20 protein-coding genes are annotated in these 20,179 nt (G+C 58.2%); 12 read left to right on the top strand and 8 right to left on the bottom strand.

Annotation, left to right across the window (positions count from 1 at the left end; genetic code table 11):
* Positions 1-11: 11 nt before the first annotated feature.
* From ubiI to D5067_RS04175, 5 genes are all read left to right on the top strand, one after another.
* Entirely contained in the window at positions 12-1,214 is a 1,203-nt protein-coding gene (ubiI, locus tag D5067_RS04155) for an FAD-dependent 2-octaprenylphenol hydroxylase (RefSeq protein ID WP_119936157.1), read from the top strand.
* 397 nt (positions 1,215-1,611) lie between these two features.
* Positions 1,612-2,706 (top strand): glycine cleavage system aminomethyltransferase GcvT, encoded by a 1,095-nt coding sequence (gene gcvT / locus D5067_RS04160; protein WP_119936156.1) that lies wholly within the window; start codon positions 1,612-1,614, stop codon positions 2,704-2,706.
* 23 nt (positions 2,707-2,729) lie between these two features.
* Positions 2,730-3,119, top strand: a complete 390-nt coding sequence (gene gcvH / locus D5067_RS04165) for a glycine cleavage system protein GcvH (RefSeq protein WP_006811885.1) — start codon at positions 2,730-2,732, stop codon at positions 3,117-3,119.
* A gap of 123 nt (positions 3,120-3,242) precedes the next feature.
* Positions 3,243-6,116, top strand: coding sequence for an aminomethyl-transferring glycine dehydrogenase (gcvP, locus tag D5067_RS04170; RefSeq protein WP_119936155.1), 2,874 nt, complete (start codon positions 3,243-3,245; stop codon positions 6,114-6,116).
* 76 nt (positions 6,117-6,192) lie between these two features.
* The gene (locus D5067_RS04175; RefSeq protein ID WP_119936154.1) at positions 6,193-6,936 is read left to right on the top strand and encodes an SDR family oxidoreductase; all 744 of its coding nucleotides are present in this window, start codon (positions 6,193-6,195) and stop codon (positions 6,934-6,936) included.
* On the opposite strand, the gene D5067_RS04180 is transcribed toward D5067_RS04175, so the two are convergent.
* The 6 genes from D5067_RS04180 to D5067_RS04205 all read right to left on the bottom strand — a co-directional run bounded on the left by D5067_RS04180 (position 6,937) and on the right by D5067_RS04205 (position 12,857).
* A complete protein-coding gene (locus tag D5067_RS04180; RefSeq protein ID WP_374208608.1) occupies positions 6,937-7,425 on the bottom strand; it encodes a protein disulfide oxidoreductase in 489 nt (162 codons plus the stop codon).
* Between the two features lie 4 nt (positions 7,426-7,429).
* Positions 7,430-8,032, bottom strand: coding sequence for a DsbA family protein (locus D5067_RS04185; RefSeq protein WP_119936152.1), 603 nt, complete (start codon positions 8,030-8,032; stop codon positions 7,430-7,432).
* 1 nt (position 8,033) lies between these two features.
* Positions 8,034-10,043, bottom strand: a complete 2,010-nt coding sequence (locus D5067_RS04190; RefSeq protein WP_119936151.1) for a protein-disulfide reductase DsbD family protein — start codon at positions 10,041-10,043, stop codon at positions 8,034-8,036.
* A gap of 48 nt (positions 10,044-10,091) precedes the next feature.
* Positions 10,092-10,451, bottom strand: coding sequence for a copper resistance protein (locus D5067_RS04195; protein ID WP_119936150.1), 360 nt, complete (start codon positions 10,449-10,451; stop codon positions 10,092-10,094).
* 124 nt (positions 10,452-10,575) lie between these two features.
* Positions 10,576-12,009: a 6-phospho-beta-glucosidase gene (locus D5067_RS04200; protein ID WP_119936149.1), complete on the bottom strand. Its 1,434-nt coding sequence runs from the start codon at positions 12,007-12,009 to the stop codon at positions 10,576-10,578.
* 116 nt (positions 12,010-12,125) lie between these two features.
* Entirely contained in the window at positions 12,126-12,857 is a 732-nt protein-coding gene (locus D5067_RS04205) for a MurR/RpiR family transcriptional regulator (protein ID WP_119936148.1), read from the bottom strand.
* A 50-nt stretch (positions 12,858-12,907) separates the two neighbouring features.
* On the opposite strand from D5067_RS04205, the gene yqfB reads away from it, so the two are divergent.
* Both yqfB and trhA read left to right on the top strand, forming a co-directional pair.
* Entirely contained in the window at positions 12,908-13,219 is a 312-nt protein-coding gene (gene yqfB / locus D5067_RS04210) for a N(4)-acetylcytidine aminohydrolase (RefSeq protein ID WP_119936147.1), read from the top strand.
* A gap of 164 nt (positions 13,220-13,383) precedes the next feature.
* Positions 13,384-14,043, top strand: coding sequence for a PAQR family membrane homeostasis protein TrhA (gene trhA, locus D5067_RS04215; protein ID WP_119936146.1), 660 nt, complete (start codon positions 13,384-13,386; stop codon positions 14,041-14,043).
* Between the two features lie 119 nt (positions 14,044-14,162).
* Here the strand turns inward: trhA and ygfZ are convergent, their stop codons facing one another.
* Positions 14,163-15,143, bottom strand: a complete 981-nt coding sequence (gene ygfZ / locus D5067_RS04220; RefSeq protein WP_119936145.1) for a tRNA-modifying protein YgfZ — start codon at positions 15,141-15,143, stop codon at positions 14,163-14,165.
* 291 nt (positions 15,144-15,434) lie between these two features.
* Here ygfZ and sdhE point away from each other — a divergent pair, with 291 nt between their 5' ends.
* Positions 15,435-15,701, top strand: coding sequence for an FAD assembly factor SdhE (gene sdhE / locus D5067_RS04225; RefSeq protein WP_010435322.1), 267 nt, complete (start codon positions 15,435-15,437; stop codon positions 15,699-15,701).
* A complete protein-coding gene (locus D5067_RS04230) occupies positions 15,682-16,092 on the top strand; it encodes a protein YgfX (protein WP_119936144.1) in 411 nt (136 codons plus the stop codon). The genes sdhE and D5067_RS04230 overlap by 20 nt, the downstream gene beginning before the upstream one ends.
* A 7-nt stretch (positions 16,093-16,099) precedes the next feature.
* On the opposite strand, the gene fldB is transcribed toward D5067_RS04230, so the two are convergent.
* Positions 16,100-16,621: a flavodoxin FldB gene (gene fldB / locus D5067_RS04235; RefSeq protein WP_119936143.1), complete on the bottom strand. Its 522-nt coding sequence runs from the start codon at positions 16,619-16,621 to the stop codon at positions 16,100-16,102.
* Between the two features lie 101 nt (positions 16,622-16,722).
* Between fldB and xerD the strand changes: the two genes are divergently transcribed.
* Genes xerD through recJ form a run of 3 tightly spaced genes read left to right on the top strand, consistent with a single transcriptional unit; the run spans position 16,723 to position 20,100 of the window.
* Complete coding sequence (gene xerD, locus D5067_RS04240) at positions 16,723-17,619, top strand: site-specific tyrosine recombinase XerD (RefSeq protein WP_119936142.1); 897 nt, start codon at positions 16,723-16,725, stop codon at positions 17,617-17,619.
* 28 nt (positions 17,620-17,647) lie between these two features.
* Complete coding sequence (gene dsbC / locus D5067_RS04245) at positions 17,648-18,361, top strand: bifunctional protein-disulfide isomerase/oxidoreductase DsbC (protein ID WP_119936141.1); 714 nt, start codon at positions 17,648-17,650, stop codon at positions 18,359-18,361.
* Between the two features lie 5 nt (positions 18,362-18,366).
* Positions 18,367-20,100: a single-stranded-DNA-specific exonuclease RecJ gene (recJ, locus tag D5067_RS04250; protein ID WP_119936140.1), complete on the top strand. Its 1,734-nt coding sequence runs from the start codon at positions 18,367-18,369 to the stop codon at positions 20,098-20,100.
* The last annotated feature ends 79 nt before the right edge of the window (positions 20,101-20,179 follow it).

Here is a 20,179-nt window from a genome sequence, read left to right on the forward strand (position 1 = left end):
GAGTTATCACCGTGCAAAATGTTGATGTTGCCATTGTTGGCGGCGGAATGGTCGGGCTGGCGCTGGCCTGTGGTTTACAGGGCAGCGGCCTGCGCGTGGCCGTGCTGGAGCAAAAAGAGCCACAGCCCGTCGCGCACGATGCGCCGCCTGAACTCCGCGTGTCGGCGATCAATGCCGCCAGCGAAAAACTGCTGGCGCATATTGGCGTCTGGGACGATATCGTTGCGCAGCGCGCCAGCTGCTATCACGGAATGGAAGTGTGGGACAAAGACAGCTTCGGCCACATTGCCTTTGACGACGAAAGCATGGGCTACAGTCATCTGGGCCACATTATTGAGAATGCGGTGATCCATCACGCGCTGTGGCGGAAAGCGCAGCAGTGCAGCGACGTAACGCTGGTGGCGCCTGCGCAGCTGCAGCAGGTCGCGTGGGGCGAAAACGAAGCCTTTATCACTCTGCAAAGCGGCGATATGCTGACCGCGCGTCTGGTCGTCGGCGCAGACGGCGCCAATTCATGGCTGCGCAGCAAGGCGGATATTCCGCTGACGTACTGGGATTACCGCCATCACGCGATGGTAGCGACAATCCGCACCGAAGAGCCGCACGGCGGCGTGGCGCGGCAGATTTTCCATAACGACGGCATCCTGGCCTTCCTGCCGCTGAGCGATCCGCATCTGTGCTCCATCGTCTGGTCTTTAGTGCCTGAGAAAGCGCAGCTGATGCAGGATGCTACTCCGGACGCCTTCAACCAGGCGCTGTGCGTGGCGTTTGATAACCGCCTTGGGCTGTGCACGCTTGAAAGCGAGCGCCAGGTGTTCCCGCTAACCGGGCGCTATGCGCGTCAGTTTGCGGCGCACCGTCTGGCGCTGGTGGGCGATGCGGCGCATACCATTCATCCGCTGGCCGGGCAGGGCGTCAACCTTGGCTTTATGGACGCGGCGGAGCTGGTCGAAGAGCTGCGCCGCCTGCACCGTGAAGGTAAGGACATTGGTCAGCATCTGTATCTGCGTCGCTATGAGCGCAGCCGCAAGCACAGCGCGGCAATGATGCTGGCGGGAATGCAGGGCTTCCGCGAGCTGTTTGCCGGGGCAAATCCGGCCAAAAAGCTGCTGCGCGATATCGGCCTCAAGCTGGCCGACACCCTTCCCGGCGTCAAACCCCAGCTTCTCCGTCAGGCGATGGGGCTTAACGATCTGCCGGACTGGCTTAAATAATATTGACCCCCGTCACACTATAATTTCCCGGCCTCTGCGCCGGGTAAATTCCCTCGTTTGAAATATTCTAATTCCACGCTGTTTTTCGCATTAGATAATCTAATGTCGCGTTTATTATCGTGAGGAAATTCAGCCCATTTTTCCGCACGAAATATCACCATGTGCTAAATCCTGTTAGATCATTGTTAATTTTATGCGGGTTTAATCGCATTTTCCCAGTGAATAACTCTGTAGGCTTTTCAGCGTTTTTTGGTCATAAGCTAATGTGATGACCCGTTTTACCTTATGGTTAACCGCCGGGTTCGGTGGTAAGTTCAGGTAAAAGAGAACGTTTGCGTCGGCGCCAGGAAACGGGGCCGATACCGGGTTTCACGGTGAATTTTTCAACGAGGACAAGATGGCTCAACAGACTCCTTTGTACGAACAACACGTGTTGTGCGGCGCCCGCATGGTGGACTTCCACGGCTGGTTGATGCCGCTGCACTACGGGTCGCAGATTGATGAGCACCACGCGGTGCGCACCGATGCCGGTATGTTCGACGTGTCCCACATGACGATTGTCGATCTGCGCGGTAGCCGCACCCGGGAGTTTTTGCGTTATCTGCTGGCAAATGACGTCGCCAAACTGAAGACGCCGGGAAAAGCGCTCTATACCGGCATGCTCAATGCCTCGGGCGGCGTGATTGATGACCTTATCGTCTATTACTTCACTGAAGATTTCTTCCGCCTCGTTGTAAACTCCGCCACCCGCGAAAAAGACCTCTCCTGGATCACCCAACACGCCGAACCTTACGCCATCGATATCACCGTCCGCGACGATCTGTCGCTGATCGCCGTGCAGGGGCCAAACGCGCAGGCGAAAGCCGCATCTCTGTTTAACGACGAGCAGCGCAAAGCCACCGAGGGCATGAAGCCGTTCTTTGGCGTGCAGGCGGGCGATCTGTTTATCGCTACCACCGGCTATACCGGTGAGGCGGGCTACGAAATTGCGATGCCGAACGAGAAGGCCGCTGATTTCTGGCGCGCGCTCGTAGAAGCGGGCGTGAAGCCAGCGGGTCTGGGCGCGCGCGACACGCTGCGTCTGGAAGCGGGCATGAACCTCTACGGTCAGGAGATGGACGAAGGCGTCTCCCCGCTGGCGGCCAACATGGGCTGGACCATCGCATGGGAACCGGCTGACCGCGACTTTATTGGCCGTGAAGCGCTGGAAATGCAGCGCGAGAAGGGTACTGAACAGCTGGTTGGCCTGGTGATGAAGGAAAAAGGCGTACTGCGCGGCGAGCTGCCGGTGCGCTTCACCGATGCCGACGGCAACCATCGCGAAGGTGTGATCACCAGCGGAACCTTCTCCCCGACGCTCGGCTACAGTATTGCCCTGGCACGCGTTCCGGCGGGCATTGGCGAAACGGCGGTGGTGCAAATTCGCAACCGTGAAATGCCGGTCACCGTGACCAAACCGATTTTTGTTCGCGCCGGTAAGCCGGTCGCCTAATTCTTTTTATCAGGAGAACTTCAATGAGCAATGTGCCAGCAGAACTGAAATACAGCAAAGAACACGAGTGGCTGCGCAAAGAGGCGGACGGCACTTACACCGTAGGGATCACCGAGCACGCGCAGGAGCTGCTGGGCGACATGGTGTTTGTTGACCTGCCTGAAGTGGGCGCAACCGTCAGCGCAGGCGACGACTGTGCCGTGGCGGAGTCCGTAAAAGCGGCTTCTGACATCTACGCCCCGGTAAGCGGCGAAATCGTTGCCGTGAACGACGCGCTGAGCGATTCACCGGAGCTGGTCAACAGCGAGCCGTATGAAGGCGGCTGGATCTTCAAGATCAAAGCCAGCGATGAGGCGCAGGTTGCCGCGCTGCTGGACGCGACCGCGTACGAAGCGCTGTTGGAAGACGAGTAATCAGTAATCCCCCTCTCCCTTTGGGAGAGGGCAGGGGTGAGGGTGCCCATCTTCCCCTCACCTAACCCTCTCCCTTTGGGAGAGGGAACTTAAATTCACTGCACGTTTCAGGAACCATCGCTCATGACACAGACTTTAAGCCAGCTTGAAAACCGTGGCGCCTTTATTGAACGTCACATTGGGCCGGATGCTCAGCAACAGCAGGAGATGCTGAAAACGGTTGGCGCGGATTCATTAAACGCACTGATCGGCCAGATCGTGCCAAAAGACATCCAGCTTGATACGCCGCCGCAGGTAGGTGAAGCCACCACGGAGTTCGCCGCGCTGGCGGAGCTGAAGGCCATCGCCGGCCTCAACAAGCGCTATAAGTCTTACATTGGCATGGGCTACACCAACGTGCAGCTGCCGCCGGTTATCCTGCGCAACATGCTGGAAAACCCGGGCTGGTACACCGCTTACACCCCTTATCAGCCAGAAGTGTCTCAGGGCCGCCTGGAAGCGCTGCTGAACTTCCAGCAGGTGACGCTGGATCTGACCGGGATGGATATTGCCTCCGCTTCGCTGCTGGATGAAGCGACCGCCGCCGCCGAAGCGATGGCGATGGCCAAACGCGTGAGCAAGCTGAAAAATGCCAACCGCTTCTTCGTCGCGGCGGACGTGCATCCCCAGACGCTGGACGTGGTGCGCACTCGCGCTGAAACCTTCGGCTTCGACGTGATTGTCGATGACGCAGACAAAGTGCTGGATCACCAGGACGTCTTCGGCGTGCTGCTGCAGCAGGTCGGTACCACCGGTGAAGTGCACGACTACGGCGCGCTGATTGGCGAGCTGAAGTCCCGCAAGGTCATCGTTAGCGTTGCCGCTGATTTTATGGCGCTGGTGCTGCTGACGGCACCGGGCAAACAGGGTGCGGATATTGTCTTCGGCTCTGCGCAGCGCTTTGGCGTGCCGATGGGCTACGGCGGCCCGCACGCGGCGTTCTTCGGCGCGAAAGATGAATTTAAACGCTCCATGCCTGGCCGTATTATCGGCGTCTCGAAAGATGCCGCCGGTAACACCGCGCTGCGCATGGCGATGCAGACCCGCGAGCAGCACATCCGCCGCGAGAAAGCGAACTCCAACATCTGTACCTCGCAGGTGCTGCTGGCCAACATTGCCAGCCTGTACGCCGTGTTCCACGGTCCGGCTGGCCTGAAGCGCATCGCCAACCGTATTCACCGTCTGGCGGATATTCTGGCCTGCGGCCTGCAGAAAAATGGCCTGAAGCTGCGCCATGAACACTATTTTGACACCCTGTGCGTAGACGTAGCGGACAAAGCCGCCGTGCTGGCGCGTGCGGACGCGGCGCAAATCAACCTGCGCAGCGACATCCATAACGCCGTGGGCATTACCCTTGATGAATCCACTACCCGTGAGGATATCGTTAACCTGTTTAACGTCCTTCTGGGCGACGCGCACGGTCTGGATATTGATACGCTGGACAAAGACGTGGCGCACGACAGCCGTTCAATTCAGGCAGGCATGCTGCGTGACGATGCGATCCTGGCGCACCCGGTCTTCAACCGCTACCACAGCGAAACCGAGATGATGCGCTATATGCACTCTCTGGAGCGCAAGGATCTGGCGCTGAACCAGGCGATGATCCCGCTGGGATCCTGCACCATGAAGCTGAACGCCGCGGCAGAGATGATCCCCATCACCTGGCCGGAGTTCTCCGAGCTACATCCGTTCTGCCCGGCCGGGCAGGCGGAGGGGTATCATATGATGATCAACCAGCTCTCCGACTGGCTGGTGAAGCTGACCGGCTACGACGCGCTCTGTATGCAGCCGAACTCCGGCGCGCAGGGTGAATACGCGGGCCTGCTGGCGATCCGTCACTATCACGAAAGCCGCAGTGAAGGTCACCGCGATATCTGTCTGATCCCAAGCTCCGCCCACGGCACCAACCCAGCTTCAGCCCAGATGGCGGGGATGGAAGTGGTGGTGGTTGCTTGCGATAAAAACGGCAACATCGATCTGGCCGACCTGCGTGCGAAAGCCGAGCAGGCGGGCGATAAGCTTTCCTGCATCATGGTGACCTACCCGTCAACCCACGGCGTGTACGAAGAGACCATCCGCGAAGTGTGCGAAGTGGTGCACCAGTTTGGCGGTCAGGTTTACCTCGACGGCGCGAACATGAACGCTCAGGTGGGTATTACCTCTCCGGGCTTTATCGGCGCGGACGTGTCGCACCTGAACCTGCATAAAACCTTCTGCATTCCGCACGGCGGCGGCGGCCCGGGCATGGGCCCAATCGGCGTGAAAGCGCACCTGGCCCCGTTTGTACCGGGCCACAGCGTGGTGCAGATTGAAGGCATGCTGACCCGTCAGGGTGCGGTCTCTGCGGCACCGTTCGGCAGCGCTTCTATCCTGCCAATCAGCTGGATGTACATCCGCATGATGGGCGCGGAAGGGCTGAAGCAGGCGAGCCAGGTAGCGATCCTCAACGCCAACTACATTGCGACTCGCCTGAAGTCCGCCTTCCCGGTGCTCTATACCGGCCGCGACGGTCGCGTGGCGCACGAGTGCATTCTGGATATTCGTCCGCTGAAGGAGCAGACCGGCATCAGCGAGCTGGATATCGCCAAGCGTCTGATCGACTACGGCTTCCACGCGCCAACCATGTCCTTCCCGGTAGCAGGTACGCTGATGGTTGAGCCAACGGAGTCTGAGAGCAAAGCCGAGCTGGACCGCTTTATCGACGCGATGCTGGCGATCCGCATGGAGATCGACCGCGTGCAGGACGGCGAGTGGACGCTGGAAGATAACCCGCTGGTTAACGCCCCGCACACCCAGCACGAGATGGTGGCAGAGTGGAACCACGGTTACTCCCGCGAGCTGGCGGTGTTCCCGGCAGGCGTGGCAAACAAATACTGGCCGACCGTGAAGCGTCTTGATGACGTCTACGGCGACCGTAATCTGTTCTGCTCCTGCGTGCCGATGAGCGAATATCAGTAATCATCCGCTGTCATAGGGTATGTTGTAGGCCGGGTAAGGCGGAGCCGCCACCCGGCTTTTTTATTGGGAGAAGACAATGGCAATAGCACTGGTCACCGGCGCCAGCCGTGGCATCGGTAAAGCAACCGCGCTCCAGCTGGCAGGCGAAGGCTACACCGTAGCGGTAAACTTTCACCACAACATCACGGCCGCGACTGAGGTTATCAACCATATCGTGGAGGCGGGCGGTAAAGCCTTTGCCGTGCGCGCGGACATCAGCGATGAAGCGCAGGTGATGGCGATGTTCGACAGCATCGATCGCGAAGGCGAGCCGCTGAAGGCGCTGGTAAATAACGCGGGCATTCTGTTTGAACAGTCCACCATCGAAAGTCTTTCAGCCGAACGCATCAACCGCGTGCTGGCGACCAACGTCACGGGCTATTTTCTCTGCTGTCGCGAGGCGGTAAAACGTATGTCGCATAAGCACGGAGGCAAGGGCGGTGCCATCGTAAATGTCTCCTCGGCGGCGTCACGGCTGGGCGCTCCGGGTGAGTATGTTGATTACGCCGCCTCTAAAGGCGCGGTGGACTCGCTGACGACCGGCCTGGCGCTGGAAGTGGCAGCCCAGGGCATTCGCGTCAACTGCGTGCGTCCCGGGCTGATTTATACCGATATTCACGCCTCCGGCGGCGAGCCGGGGCGCGTGGATCGGGTGAAGGCGATGCTGCCGATGCAGCGTGGCGGCCAGCCGGAGGAGGTCGCTCAGGCCATTGCCTGGCTGCTGAGCGACAAAGCCTCCTACGTGACCGGCAGCTTCCTCGAGCTTGCGGGCGGCAAGTAACTACCAGGACGCCAGCCACAGCCGCAGGCGCATGCCCCAGGCGCTGGTCCAGCCGGTGGTGATTGACTTCACCTCGCCGTGAGAGATCGTCACCAGCGTCGGCGTGACCTGCACATCCCACCGGCGCGCCAGATCGCCGCTGGCGTCGTTGACCGTCGGCAGCGCCATTTTCTTCTTCGCCAGCCATCTCTCCAGCTTGGCGTCATCGCCCGAGCGTAGCGCAACCGACAGCACGTTGCCGCCGTCGGCGGCAAGCGCCGCCACGGAGGGCGTGGTGTAGCGACACACGCCGCACCAGGTTGCCCAGACGTAGACCAGCAGCGGACGCTCCTTGCTCATGGCGGTGAGATCGACGGGCTGACCGTCCAGGGTATGCAGCGATGTCGCAGAGAAATTCTGCGGCAGCGCGGGCTGGCGGAAATAGTCCACCGCCACGCTGACGACAACGCCAATCAGCAGCCACAGGGCCAGCTCGCGCGCCAGGCGCATCGCCTTATTTGCCACGAGCTTGCGCCAGCTGCTCTTTCACCAGCGCCTCCAGATCGTCATAAGGAATGGCACCCGCCACCATTTGATCGCCAATGATGGTCGCTGGGGTGCCCTGAATATTCAGCACCTGCGACAGGAGCAGGTTCATCTTCAGCGAGTCCATGGTTTTTTCATCCGTCCTGATGCTGTCCGTAGCGGTCTTCGCCTGCGCCGCCGCGATGCTGGCATCATCGTGATACCCTTTTTTCATCATCAGCCGCTGGTGCAGCGGCCAGAACTTATCGGGCTGCTGACGCCACGTTGAGAGCGCCGCTTTGGCGGCATTTACCGAGCTTTGCCCCTTGAACGGCAGCAGCTTAACGATGAGCTGCACATCCGGGTTCTCCTGCACGATTTTCTCCAGCATCGGGTCGAACTGCTTGCAGTAGGGGCAGTTGTAGTCCGTGAAGGAGACTATGGTCAGCTTCGGCGCTTTTGCGCCGGTTCGCGGGCTGTTGGGGTCGTTAAACAGCAGTTCTGCCAGCTGGTCATTTGAAGATTGATCTGACGGCGCAGCGAGGCTGAACGTTGATAACGACAGCAGAAGTAAGGCAACGAAGGCTCTCATTTTATTTTCCTTTCGCATCGGACAGGGCGGTTAACACCGCGTCGCGGCTTAATAGCGCAGGCAGCACGTGGCCCTGCGGCAGTCCCGGTCCATAAATCTGGTTAAACGGCACGGCGGCGCTGCCGCGCGTGGTTAAGAACTGGCTAATGCTGGCTGAAGGGCGGCTCCAGTCTCCGCGCAGGGCAACGACATCCGGAGCGGAAAGCGCGTCCTGTACGTCGTCGCGCAGCAGCACGTTGTATTTATTGGCTTTACAGGTCACGCACCAGTCGGCGGTGACGTCGACGAAGACCCGCTTGTTTTCTGCCTGCGCGCGGGCAATGGCCTGCTCGCTGAGCGGCTGCCAGTTCACCCGATCGTGACGGGAGTTATCCCCACCGGAAGCGGTAACAAATGCGACGGCGCCTGCCGCCACAAAGGCTAACGCTCCGGCGCGGAGTGCGGTTTGCCAGCGGTAGCGCCAGGCGGTGGCCAGCAGCAGAGCGAGGATTAGCACCACCACCAGCGTAATGACGGGCAGGATACCGATGTGCACCCCCAGCAGGCTCAACAGCCACAGGGACGAGCCGAGCATCATCAGGCCGAGAGCGACCCGCACAACGTTCATCCAGCGTCCCGGACGCGGCAATTTCTGCGCCAGCCCCGGCCAGGCCGCAACCAGCAGCCACGGCAGGCTCATGCCGATACCCATCGCAAAGAAGATGCCCCACAGCAGAGGAAGCGGCGCTGCCAGCGCCACCGACACGGCCGTACCGAGAAACGGCGCGGTGCAGGGCGTCGCGAGCAGCGTGGCAAAGGCGCCCTGCCAGAAATGGCCAGCAAGCCCGTTGCCGCCGCGCGTGGCGAGGAACGTGCTGGTACCGGAAGGGAGACGGATCTCAAATAACCCCAGCAGGCTGGCGCTGAACAGCACCATCACCAGCGCCATCGCGCCAATAAACCACGGGTTCTGGAACTGGATCCCCCAGCCGAGCGCCTGATTGCCTAAACGCAGCACCGTCATCATCAGCGCCAGCGCGAGGAATGAGGCAACAATTCCTGATACCGACGCAAGGAACTGCCGGCGTACCTGGCCGCGCGCCTGCCGTTCGGTTTGCATCAGCGTGCCGAGCTTCATGGCCAGCACGGGCAGCACGCAGGGCATGACGTTGAGAATCAGGCCGCCCGCCAGCGCCATCAGCAGCACCCAGCCTAACGAGAACGCGGGCGCGGGGGCGCTCTGCCCGATAGTCAGGCTGGACTCCTGCGCCTGGCCGCTATCCGCCAGGACCAGCGACAGCTGCTTTCCGCTGAGGTTGGGCGCGGCTTCGCCCCAGCTGTCCGTTACCGGCACGGTGGCAACAAGCGATCCGTCGCGCACGGAAAAAGCGGGTCTGCCAAAATCGACGTCGTCCATGCCGTCGATAAACAGCGACGGTTCCTGCCAGCCCGCGTCACGCTGCGCGGTAACGGTCAGCTTTCCGGCGGCGTAGCGGGCGCTGAGCGATGACGTTAATCCGCTGCTGAGCGGCAGCGTGCCCATCGCCCGGCTGTAAGCGTAATCAAAGTCGCCGCCCGTGCTGGACGTCAGATCCAGCGAGAACGGGTAGTCGGTCAGCACGCAAACGTTGCTGCAGGTAGAGAGCGTCAGGACGCCGTCAAGACGTTCAGGGACCTTGCCGTGCAGGATAATCGGAAAACTGACGTCGCCGTGATATCCCTGCGTGGTGATACCCGCTACGTCAAAACGCTCGGGCGTGGGCCAGCGCCAGGTCGCCTCCACCGGCTGATGCCAGCGAATGGCAGGCGCAATCCCACCCTCTCCCGGCGAGCGCCAGTAGGTTTTCCAGCCTTTTTGCAGGGCGACATCAAGCAGCAGGCGGGTTTCGCCGCTGTTTTCGGTTTGCGCGCGCAGCCTGACGCTGGCGTGCTGATTATCGGCGGCGCGCAGCCAGCCGCTGTCGGCGGCCTGGCTGAGGGGCAGCCAGAGCCAAAGCAGGCAGACCAGCAGTCGCCTGAATACTGTTAACATAAATTTTCTCCATGAATGATGAATTAACCTGGTGTATCAGGCAAAAACTCACTCACGGAAGACGCAGAGTCGCAGATGCACCCGTAGTCGGGGCGGGGATATCACGCGGGGAGGCCACAGCCGTTCGCGGCGCGGCGGATTAGCAGCCAGCAGCGCCAGCAGCAGAGTAACGGCGAAGAGTGCACTTTCAAACAGCACCGGGGGAACCGCCATCAGCGATTTGGCGCTAAGCTCGCACGGCGTAACCGGCGCCTCTGCGCTCTCCTGGCCCTGCTGGACGGACTGGCTTGTGGCGGTGAGATTGAGGACAAGCGCATGCATCCCGGCCATTCGCTGAGCGGTGCATATCATCACCACCAGACAGGCCAGGGCTACCAGCAGGATAGCGTTGCGTTGTCGCTTAATCATGTTCGCCTCAATTATTCACGAGGCTTATCTTATAGGGCACAGGCTTTTTGGCAACGCCAAAGCTGTAAAGAAGTGTCTGGAAGGAAAGGAATTTGCCCTCTCCTGAGCAGGAGAGGGCGGTGCATTACAGGGTTTCGCCGTTGCTGGCTATCACGGTTTTGTACCAGTTAAAGCTCTTTTTACGGGAGCGGGACATATCACCCGTACCGTCGTCGTGCTTGTTCACATAGATAAAACCATAGCGCTTGCTGTACTGGCCGGTGGTGAAGGAGACGCAGTCGATACAGCCCCACGGGGTGTAGCCCATCAGGTCAACGCCGTCGTAGGTCACCGCTTTGATCATCTCTTCCACGTGGGCGCGCAGATAGTCGATGCGGTAGTCATCGTTGATGCTGCCGTCCTCTTCCACTTTATCGTAAGCGCCGAAACCGTTCTCCACGATAAACAGCGGCTTTTGATAACGCTCATACAGTTCACACAGGGCATAGCGCAGCCCCACCGGGTCAATCTGCCAGCCCCAGTCGGAGGCCTTCACGTGCGGGTTCGGCACGCTGCCTTCGAAACCGGAAATCGCGTCCCCGGTACCGCCTTCCGCCTTAACCGCGTTGGTCATGTAGTAGCTGAAGCCCAGGTAGTCGCACGTCCCATCACGCAGGATCTGCTCATCGCCTGCTTCCATCCTGATGGAGAAACCGCGGCGCTCCCACTCGTTCAGCACGTAGGACGGGTAGTAGCCGCGCAGCTGGACGTCGGTAAAGACATAGCGCTCGCGCATGGATTCCTGTGCGAACATCACGTCTTCAGGTTTGCAGGAGAACGGATAGAGAGCAACCATGGCCAGCATGCAGCCTACTTTCATCTCCGGATTAATGCGGCGTGCGGCTTTCACCGCCAGCGCGCTGGCCACGAACTGGTGGTGCAGCACCTGATACATGGTCTCTTCCGGGTTGTCGTGCTCGGTATACACCACGCCGGAACAGCAGTAGCCGAACAGCGGCGCGCGCCAGTTACGCTGGTTGTTAATCTCGTTGAAGGTCATCCAGTATTTGACCTTGCTTTTGTAGCGCTCAAACACGACTTCAGAGAAGCGTACAAAGAAATCGACCACCTTACGGTTGGTCCAGCCGCCGTATTCCTGCACCAGGTGCAGCGGCATTTCAAAGTGGGAGAGGGTGATCACCGGCTCGATGTTGTACTTCAGCAGCTCGTCAAACATGTCGTCGTAGAACTGCAGCCCTTCTTCGTTCGGCTGGGTTTCGTCGCCTTTCGGGAAGATGCGCGTCCAGGCAATGGAGGTGCGGAAGCATTTGAAGCCCATCTCGGCAAACAGCTTGATGTCTTCTTTGTAGCGGCCGTGGAAGTCGACGGCTTCGTGGTTCGGGTAGTATTTCCCGTCGATAACTTCCTGGGTGATTTCACGCGGCACGCCGTGCGCGCCGCCGGTCAGCACGTCGCAAATGCTTGGCCCTTTGCCGCCTTTGTTCCAGCCGCCTTCAACCTGGTGAGCCGCAACCGCGCCGCCCCATAAAAAATCTTTCGGTAAGGTGAGTTTTTTCATCTTTGCTATTCTCAAGTCATGGCTTAATGAAATCGAGTCTAGCAAAGCGTATTTAAATGTCACGATATAACAATTAACGCGAAATGTGATTTGTCACATCAAAAAAACAGGGTGTTTTATTCCGTTAATTTCTTCGCCAGCTTACGCCCCAATGATTCCAGAATATAAATGACGGGGATTTGGGTAGTAATATCGTACACGCCACCGATACGCGTTTGGGGAACGTGCCAGGAGAGGTTAAAGTCGGCCAGCTTTGCCAGACGTGAGTGCTCGTGGCTGGTGATGGAGAGTACTTTACAGCGGTGCAGGCTGAACTGGCTGGCGAAGCGTAAGATCTCTTCGGTCTCCCCGGAAACGGAAAGTACAATAGCCAGCGCATTTTTAGCCATATCATTGGTGACCGGGAAATAAGGATCGTCAATATGGTTGCTGAATTTACCAATATTTGAAAAGAAGCGTGCGCCATATTTCGCCAGCGAGCCGGAAGTGCCCGCCCCGACGAATATAATTCGCTCGGAGGATAAAATAATATTTACAGCGTCATCCAGTAACGCATCGAACTCTTCATTGTTGACGCTTTTGAAAAAGCTGATAATTTCACTGGCACCGAAATTTGCCTGCTGGGGTTCATTCTGCTCTAAATAGAGCTTGAAGCGCACGCGAAATTCAGAGTAGCCCTCGCAGTTGAGCTTGCGGCAGAAGCGCAGGATCGTGGTGGTTGAGACGCCAGCCGCGTCCGCCAGCTCGCGGATGGTCATGTACGTTACTTTGTCACGGTTCTTGATGACATAGTTGTAGACCATCATCTCAAGGTTATTGAGACCGGCAATGGCGGAATGGGAGAACATGCTCACTGTGGCTACACTCACTCATCAGACTTTCTTCAGGGAATAATAACATGCAGCCTAACGACATCACTTTTTTTCAACGCTTTCAGGATGACATTCTGGCCGGGCGTAAAACCATCACCATTCGCGACGAAAGCGAATCCCATTTTAAGAAGGGCGACGTGCTGCGCGTTGGGCGTTATGAGGATGACGGCTACTTTTGCACCATTGAAGTGACCGGCACGTCAACCGTTACGCTGGATACGCTCACCGAAAAACACGCGGAGCAGGAAAACATGACCCTGGAGGCGCTCAAAAGCGTGATTGCGGAAATCTACCCTCATCAGAACCAGTTTTATGTGATTGATTTTAAATGCCTTTAATAAAAAAAGAACGTGTGTTAGCTGAAATAAAACTGTAACTATCTGATTGTAAATTAGAGTTGTTAGATTTGATTTTATTTTAGCGAACAGGTGTTCACTGGAATCATTCTCAGTTAGCATAGCCATACGATGAATAATCATCTTTAGTTTTCCCGGAGTTACCTATGGTGAACAAGCCATTAATCGCACAGGGATATTCGCTGGCTGAGGAAGTAGCCAACAGCATCAGCCACGGCATCGGCCTGGTTTTTGGGATAGTCGGTTTAGTATTGCTGCTGGTTCAGGCGGTGGACACCAACGCCAGCGCGATGGCGATAACCAGCTACAGCCTGTACGGCGGGAGCATGATCCTGTTGTTCCTGGCCTCCACGCTGTATCACGCGGTCCCGCATCAACGGGCCAAAACCTGGCTCAAAAAATTCGACCACTGCGCGATCTATCTTCTGATCGCGGGTACCTACACCCCGTTCTTGCTGGTGGGATTAAACTCGCCGCTGTCCCGTGGCCTGATGATCGTGATCTGGAGCCTGGCGCTGCTGGGGATCCTGTTTAAGCTGACCATTGCGCACCGGTTCAAAATACTGTCGCTGGTGACCTATCTGACGATGGGCTGGCTGTCGCTGATTGTCGTTTATCAGCTGGCGATAAAGCTGGCGGTGGGGGGCGTAACCCTTCTGGCGGTGGGCGGCGTGGTCTACTCGCTGGGCGTGATTTTCTACGTCTGCAAGCGTATTCCGTACAACCATGCTATCTGGCACGGCTTCGTGCTGGGGGGCAGCGTATGCCACTTTTTGGCGATTTATTTGTATGTGGGGCAGGTGTAGTTTTTTGCCACCGTGCGGGCTGAAGCCCTCACCCCGGCCCTCTCCCTGTGGGAGAGGGGGAACACCAAACCTGCATCGCCCGGTAAGCGCAGCGCCACCGGGCGATACAGGCAGCACATTTATTCTTCCAGCGAATACGGCAGCGGCTCGATGCTCAACGTATTGGCATCGTCACGCACGCGGAACACGCTGTCGGCTTCCATGTCGTTATTCATCACCACCTGAACCAGAACACGACCATCATCCAGCTGCACGGCGGCTAGCACGGTGCCGGTACGACGCCAGTTTTCACCCATCTTCAGCTCGAGATCTTCACCCGCTTCCGGTACGCGGCTGGCGTGTCCTGCAAGCGTCCACAGGGCGCGCTTGTTGGCACCGCGGAATTTCGCACGCGCGACCATCTCCTGGCCGGTGTAGCAGCCTTTCTTGAAGCTGATACCGCCCAGCGCCTGCAGGTTCGTGGCCTGAGGAATAAACTGCGCACTGTTTGCCGCGTCAATCACCGGTAAACCCGCTTCAATGTTCAGCGCCAGCCACTGCTGGCTGTTGTTCAGCTGCGCTTCACCGCGCAGCGCCTCGGTGACGCGTTCAGCCGTTGCCACATCCGTCACCAGCAGGAAACGCTCAGCCGGGTGTTCAAACCACAGAATCGAGGTGGCGCCTTCACTGACGACCTGTTTTTCCGCATCCGGCAGTTCGACAAAGAGGTTTTTCAGCGAAGCACGTGCCTGGAAGCCCGCGACGCCCAGCAGAACGTGTTCGTCGTCAGGGGCAATAGTGACCTTAGAGAAGACCGCGTACTTTTTCAGTTCAGCGAGCTGGGCGTCACGCAGGCTGCGGCGTTCAATATAGGCAAAGCCGTCCTGACGGCGGAACACGCGCAGGTTGCTCCACATTTTACCTTTTGGATCGCAGTGGGCAGCCAGCAGATGCTGGTGTTCAGTCAACTGGGCGACGTCGGCCGTCACCTGACCCTGAATGTATTTTTCGGCATCGGCACCGGTGAGCGTCGCCAGCGCCCAGTCATCAAGAGTAATCAGCGTCAGCGGCAGACGCGCAGAGGCGGCGGGCTGGCGAGGAGAAAATGGAGTAAAAGCCATAGTGATGTCCTGAATTGCTTAACGCTTTGATAATACCTAATGGTAAAAGAGACTGTATTCATTGCAAGCGCTTTCAGCAGGCCATTTGTGCCTTAGGCAACTTCTGCGTAGCGCCACGCAAAAATGTGTATCCTCTGTCTTTGTAGGGATTATTCTGGAAGCCTGCTCGACGTTCGCAATATTCCAGTAAAGAAACGGTCAAAAACACGTTACACTAGCTACTGTTCCCGAGAGAATAAAGAACACTGAACGGGATACCGACTGTGCCAAACGTAATGCAGGAAACAGAACATGGATATTAACAACAAGGCCCGTATTCACTGGGCGTGCCGTCGCGGCATGCGTGAACTTGATATCTCCATCATGCCTTTCTTCGAATATGAGTATGACAGCTTAAGCGATGACGATAAGCGTCTGTTTGTTCGCCTGCTAGAGTCTGACGATCCTGATTTATTCAACTGGCTGATGAATCACGGCAAGCCCGCCGACACCGAGTTGCAACGGATGGTGCAATTAATTCAAACACGGAATCGGGAACGTGGTCCTGTGGCAATCTGATCTTCGCGTCTCATGGCGCTCGCAGTGGATGTCTTTATTGCTCCACGGCCTGGTCGCGGCTTTTGTTTTACTGATGCCGTGGCCGCTTAGCTACACGCCGCTGTGGCTACTGCTGCTGTCGTTTGTGGTCTTTGACAGCGTGCGCAGCCAGCGCCGGATCAATGCCCGTCAGGGTGAAATCAAACTGCTGATGGATTCGCGTTTGCGCTGGCAGGGAAAAGAGTGGGAAATTATCGGCACGCCGTGGATGCTGAGCGCCGGTATGATGCTAAGGTTGCGTCAGCTTGAGGGAGGCCGCCGCCAGCACCTGTGGCTGGCTGCCGACAGTATGGATGCGGCCGAATGGCGTGAACTGCGCCGGATGATATTGCAGCAACCGACGCAGGACTAGGTTCGCGTCAGCTGAACTTCTCTGCCATCTCGCCCAGTATCTGCTCGCACCAGTTTTCCAGACGCTCATCGCTGAGATCGTACTGGTTGGTTTCATCCAGCGCGAGCCCAACAAACAGCTGGCCGTCAGCAATAATCGGTTTTTTGCTCGTAAACTCATAGCCTTCCGTAGGCCAGTAGCCAATAAACGTCGCGCCCTTTGGTGCCAGTTTGTCGTGCAGCATGCCGAGTGCGTCCAGGAACCACTCGCCGTAGCCTAGCTGGTCGCCCATGCCGTACATCGCAATGATTTTGCCGTCGAGGTTGAGGGCATCGAGCCCATCCCAGATGGCTTCCCAGTCTTCCTGAATCTCACCAAAATCCCATGTTGGGATGCCGAGGATAAGCACGTCGTACTGCTCCATCAGCGTGAGCGCATCATCTTTCAGGTTATGCAACGTCACCAGCTCGGGGCCGATGATGTCGCGAATTTTTTCCGCCGCCATTTCGGTGTAGCAGGTGCTGGAACCATAGAAAAGACCAATATTCATCGCGTAACGTTCTCAATTCTTGCTATGACATTGCGCGTAGTGTACCAGAAACCGATGGCATTCAGGCATAATGCCCGGATTGCAGAACCAAAGGGGCTGAAGTGGAAAAGGATCTCGCACTCATCGAACAGTTTCTTGACGCGCTGTGGCTGGAGAAAAACCTGGCCGAAAACACGCTCAGTGCCTATCGACGTGACCTCACCATGCTGGTGGAGTGGCTGGCGCACCGCGAACTGACGCTTGAGAGCGCCCAACGTGACGACCTGCAGGCCCTGCTGGGTGAGCGGATGGAGGGCGGCTATAAGGCGACCAGCTCCGCGCGCCTCTTGAGCGCAATGCGTCGCCTGTTCCAGCACCTCTATCGCGAAAAGATCCGTGCGGACGATCCCAGCGCCCTGCTGGCCTCGCCTAAACTCCCGCAGCGGCTGCCGAAAGATCTCAGCGAAGCACAGGTTGAGAGATTATTACAGTCGCCCGCTGTTGACGTGCCGCTGGAGTTACGCGATAAAGCGATGCTTGAACTATTGTATGCTACCGGTTTACGTGTTTCTGAACTGGTCGGCCTGACGATGAGCGACATTAGCCTGCGTCAGGGCGTGGTGCGCGTAATAGGGAAAGGGAACAAAGAACGGCTGGTACCGCTGGGTGAAGAGGCGGTGTACTGGCTGGAGACGTATCTGGAGCATGGCCGACCGTGGCTGCTGAACGGCGTCTCTATTGATGTGCTGTTCCCGAGCCAGCGCGCGCAGCAGATGACACGACAAACGTTCTGGCATCGCATCAAGCATTACGCCACACTGGCAGGAATAGACAGTGAAAAGCTGTCGCCGCACGTTTTGCGTCACGCCTTCGCGACGCATCTGTTGAACCACGGCGCGGATTTACGCGTGGTGCAGATGCTGCTGGGGCACAGCGATCTATCAACGACGCAAATTTACACCCATGTCGCGACGGAACGCCTGCGGCAGCTACACCAACAGCACCACCCTCGCGCGTGAGTGCCGACGAATTGTAACAGGATCACATATGAAAAAGTCTTTTGCGCTGTTCACCCTGCTGGCAGCTTCGTTTACCGGTTTTGCCCATGCAGATGATGCAGCCATCAAACAGTCTCTGACAAAACTTGGCGTCTCCAGCAGCGACATTCAGCCCGCGCCCGTCGCCGGAATGAAAACCGTCTTGACCAACAGCGGCGTGCTGTACGTGACCGAAGACGGGAAGCACATCATTCAGGGGCCGATGTACGACGTAAGCGGCGCGCAGCCGGTTAACGTAACTAACCAGCTGCTGATGAAAAACCTGAACGCGCTCGAAAAAGAGATGATTGTCTACAAAGCGGCGCAGGAAAAGCACGTCATTACCGTCTTCACCGACATCACCTGCGGCTACTGCCACAAGCTGCATGAAGAGATGAAAGACTACAATGCGCTGGGCATCACCGTGCGCTACCTGGCCTTCCCGCGCGCGGGCGTGCAGAGCCAGCCAGAACAAGACATGAAGGCTATCTGGTGTGCGAAAGACCGCAACAAAGCCTTTGACGATGCGATGAACGGCAAAGGCGTTAAGCCCGCGTCCTGTGATATCGATATTGCGAACCACTATGCGCTGGGCGTGCAGTTTGGCGTCACCGGTACGCCAGCTATCGTGCTGAGCAACGGCTATGTGGTGCCGGGCTATCAGGGGCCAAAAGAGATGAAAGAGTTCCTCGACGCGCATCAGAAACAGACTGCTGGTAAATAATTCGCGTGAAAGCCCCGATAAAATTGCGTCGCCGCGAAGCGGTTGAAGATGCCGATTTACCAGCCGATCTTTCCCCCCTGCTGCGGCGGCTCTATGCCAGCCGCGGCGTGCGAACGGCCAGCGATCTCGAACGTAGCGTCAAAGGCATGCTGCCCTGGCAGCAGCTGAGCGGCGTCGAAAAAGCGACAGAGATGCTCTACGACGCGTTCCGTGAAGGGACGCGGATTGTCGTGGTGGGGGATTTCGACGCCGACGGCGCAACCAGTACCGCGCTGAGCGTGCTCAGCCTGCGCGCGCTGGGCTGCGATAACGTCACCTATCTGGTGCCGAACCGCTTCGAAGACGGCTACGGGCTGAGCCCGGAAGTGGTCGATCAGGCGCATGCGCGTGGTGCGCAGATGATCCTGACCGTGGACAACGGGATCTCCTCCCACGCGGGTGTCGATCATGCGCACGCGCTCGGGATCCCCGTGCTGGTGACCGATCACCACCTGCCGGGGGAAACCCTGCCAGCCGCTGAGGCCATCATTAACCCGAACCTGCGCGACTGTGATTTCCCTTCGAAATCGCTGGCGGGCGTCGGCGTGGCGTTTTATCTGATGCTGGCGCTGCGTACGCTGCTGCACGGTAAAGGCTGGTTCGAATCGCGCGGTATTGCCGTGCCGAACCTGGCCGAATACCTTGACCTGGTGGCGCTGGGCACCGTCGCGGACGTCGTTCCGCTGGACACCAATAACCGTATTTTGACCTGGCAGGGATTAAGCCGTATCCGTGCGGGCAAGTGTCGTCCAGGCATTAAGGCTCTGCTCGAAATCGCCAATCGCGATCCGCTCAAGCTGGCGGCAAGTGATTTGGGCTTTGCTCTCGGGCCGCGTCTGAACGCCGCCGGAAGGCTGGACGATATGTCCGTCGGTGTCGCACTCCTGCTGGTCGACAACATCGGCGAAGCGCGCGTGCTTGCCAACGAGCTGGATGCGCTGAACCAGACCCGCAAAGAGATTGAGCAGGGTATGCAGGCCGAAGCGCTAACCCTGTGCGAGAAGCTCGAACGCAGCGGCGACACGCTGCCGGGCGGTCTGGCGATGTACCATCCCGAGTGGCATCAGGGCGTCGTCGGTATTCTGGCCTCGCGCATCAAAGAGCGCTTCCACCGCCCGGTGATTGCCTTTGCACCGGCTGGCGACGGCACGCTGAAAGGCTCGGGTCGCTCGATTCAGGGACTGCACATGCGCGATGCGCTGGAGCGTCTCGACACGCTGTACCCGAACCTGATGATTAAGTTCGGCGGCCACGCAATGGCGGCAGGCCTGTCGCTGGAAGAGGCGAAGTTCGACGAGTTTCAGCGTCTGTTCGGCGAGCTGGTGACGGACTGGATTGATCCGGCCCTCCTGCAGGGCGAGGTGGTCTCAGACGGGCCGTTATCCGCGGCTGAGATGACCATGGAAGTGGCGCAGATGCTGCGTGACGCCGGGCCGTGGGGGCAGATGTTCCCGGAACCGCTGTTCGACGGGCGTTTCCGCCTGCTGCAGCAGCGTATTGTAGGTGAACGTCATCTCAAAGTGATGGTTGAGCCGGTAGGCGGCGGCCCGCTGCTCGACGGTATCGCCTTCAACGTTGATACCTCTGTTTGGCCAGACAACGGCGTGCGCGAAGTTGAGCTGGCCTATAAGCTCGATATTAACGAGTTTCGTGGTAACCGCTCCCTGCAGATCATCATCGACAATATCTGGCCAATTTAGCGTCAGTAAAGCTACAAAAAAGGGCGTGGATTCGGTACAATCCCGCTCTTATCACCGCATTTTGACAAGCTCATAAAAG

The organism is Enterobacter huaxiensis (genome assembly GCF_003594935.2).
Lineage (GTDB): Bacteria > Pseudomonadota > Gammaproteobacteria > Enterobacterales > Enterobacteriaceae > Enterobacter > Enterobacter huaxiensis.

Excerpts from the sequence above, each read along its gene's own strand:
- gcvT (WP_119936156.1), top strand. The coding sequence starts at position 1,612 with ATGGCTCAACAGACTCCTTTGTACGAACAACACGTGTTGTGCGGCGCC.
- gcvH (WP_006811885.1), top strand. The coding sequence starts at position 2,730 with ATGAGCAATGTGCCAGCAGAACTGAAATACAGCAAAGAACACGAGTGG.
- gcvP (WP_119936155.1), top strand. The coding sequence starts at position 3,243 with ATGACACAGACTTTAAGCCAGCTTGAAAACCGTGGCGCCTTTATTGAA.
- D5067_RS04175 (WP_119936154.1), top strand. The coding sequence starts at position 6,193 with ATGGCAATAGCACTGGTCACCGGCGCCAGCCGTGGCATCGGTAAAGCA.
- D5067_RS04180 (WP_374208608.1), bottom strand. The coding sequence starts at position 7,425 with ATGCGCCTGGCGCGCGAGCTGGCCCTGTGGCTGCTGATTGGCGTTGTC.
- D5067_RS04185 (WP_119936152.1), bottom strand. The coding sequence starts at position 8,032 with ATGAGAGCCTTCGTTGCCTTACTTCTGCTGTCGTTATCAACGTTCAGC.
- D5067_RS04190 (WP_119936151.1), bottom strand. The coding sequence starts at position 10,043 with ATGTTAACAGTATTCAGGCGACTGCTGGTCTGCCTGCTTTGGCTCTGG.
- D5067_RS04195 (WP_119936150.1), bottom strand. The coding sequence starts at position 10,451 with ATGATTAAGCGACAACGCAACGCTATCCTGCTGGTAGCCCTGGCCTGT.
- D5067_RS04200 (WP_119936149.1), bottom strand. The coding sequence starts at position 12,009 with ATGAAAAAACTCACCTTACCGAAAGATTTTTTATGGGGCGGCGCGGTT.
- D5067_RS04205 (WP_119936148.1), bottom strand. The coding sequence starts at position 12,857 with ATGTTCTCCCATTCCGCCATTGCCGGTCTCAATAACCTTGAGATGATG.
- yqfB (WP_119936147.1), top strand. The coding sequence starts at position 12,908 with ATGCAGCCTAACGACATCACTTTTTTTCAACGCTTTCAGGATGACATT.
- trhA (WP_119936146.1), top strand. The coding sequence starts at position 13,384 with ATGGTGAACAAGCCATTAATCGCACAGGGATATTCGCTGGCTGAGGAA.
- ygfZ (WP_119936145.1), bottom strand. The coding sequence starts at position 15,143 with ATGGCTTTTACTCCATTTTCTCCTCGCCAGCCCGCCGCCTCTGCGCGT.
- sdhE (WP_010435322.1), top strand. The coding sequence starts at position 15,435 with ATGGATATTAACAACAAGGCCCGTATTCACTGGGCGTGCCGTCGCGGC.
- fldB (WP_119936143.1), bottom strand. The coding sequence starts at position 16,621 with ATGAATATTGGTCTTTTCTATGGTTCCAGCACCTGCTACACCGAAATG.
- dsbC (WP_119936141.1), top strand. The coding sequence starts at position 17,648 with ATGAAAAAGTCTTTTGCGCTGTTCACCCTGCTGGCAGCTTCGTTTACC.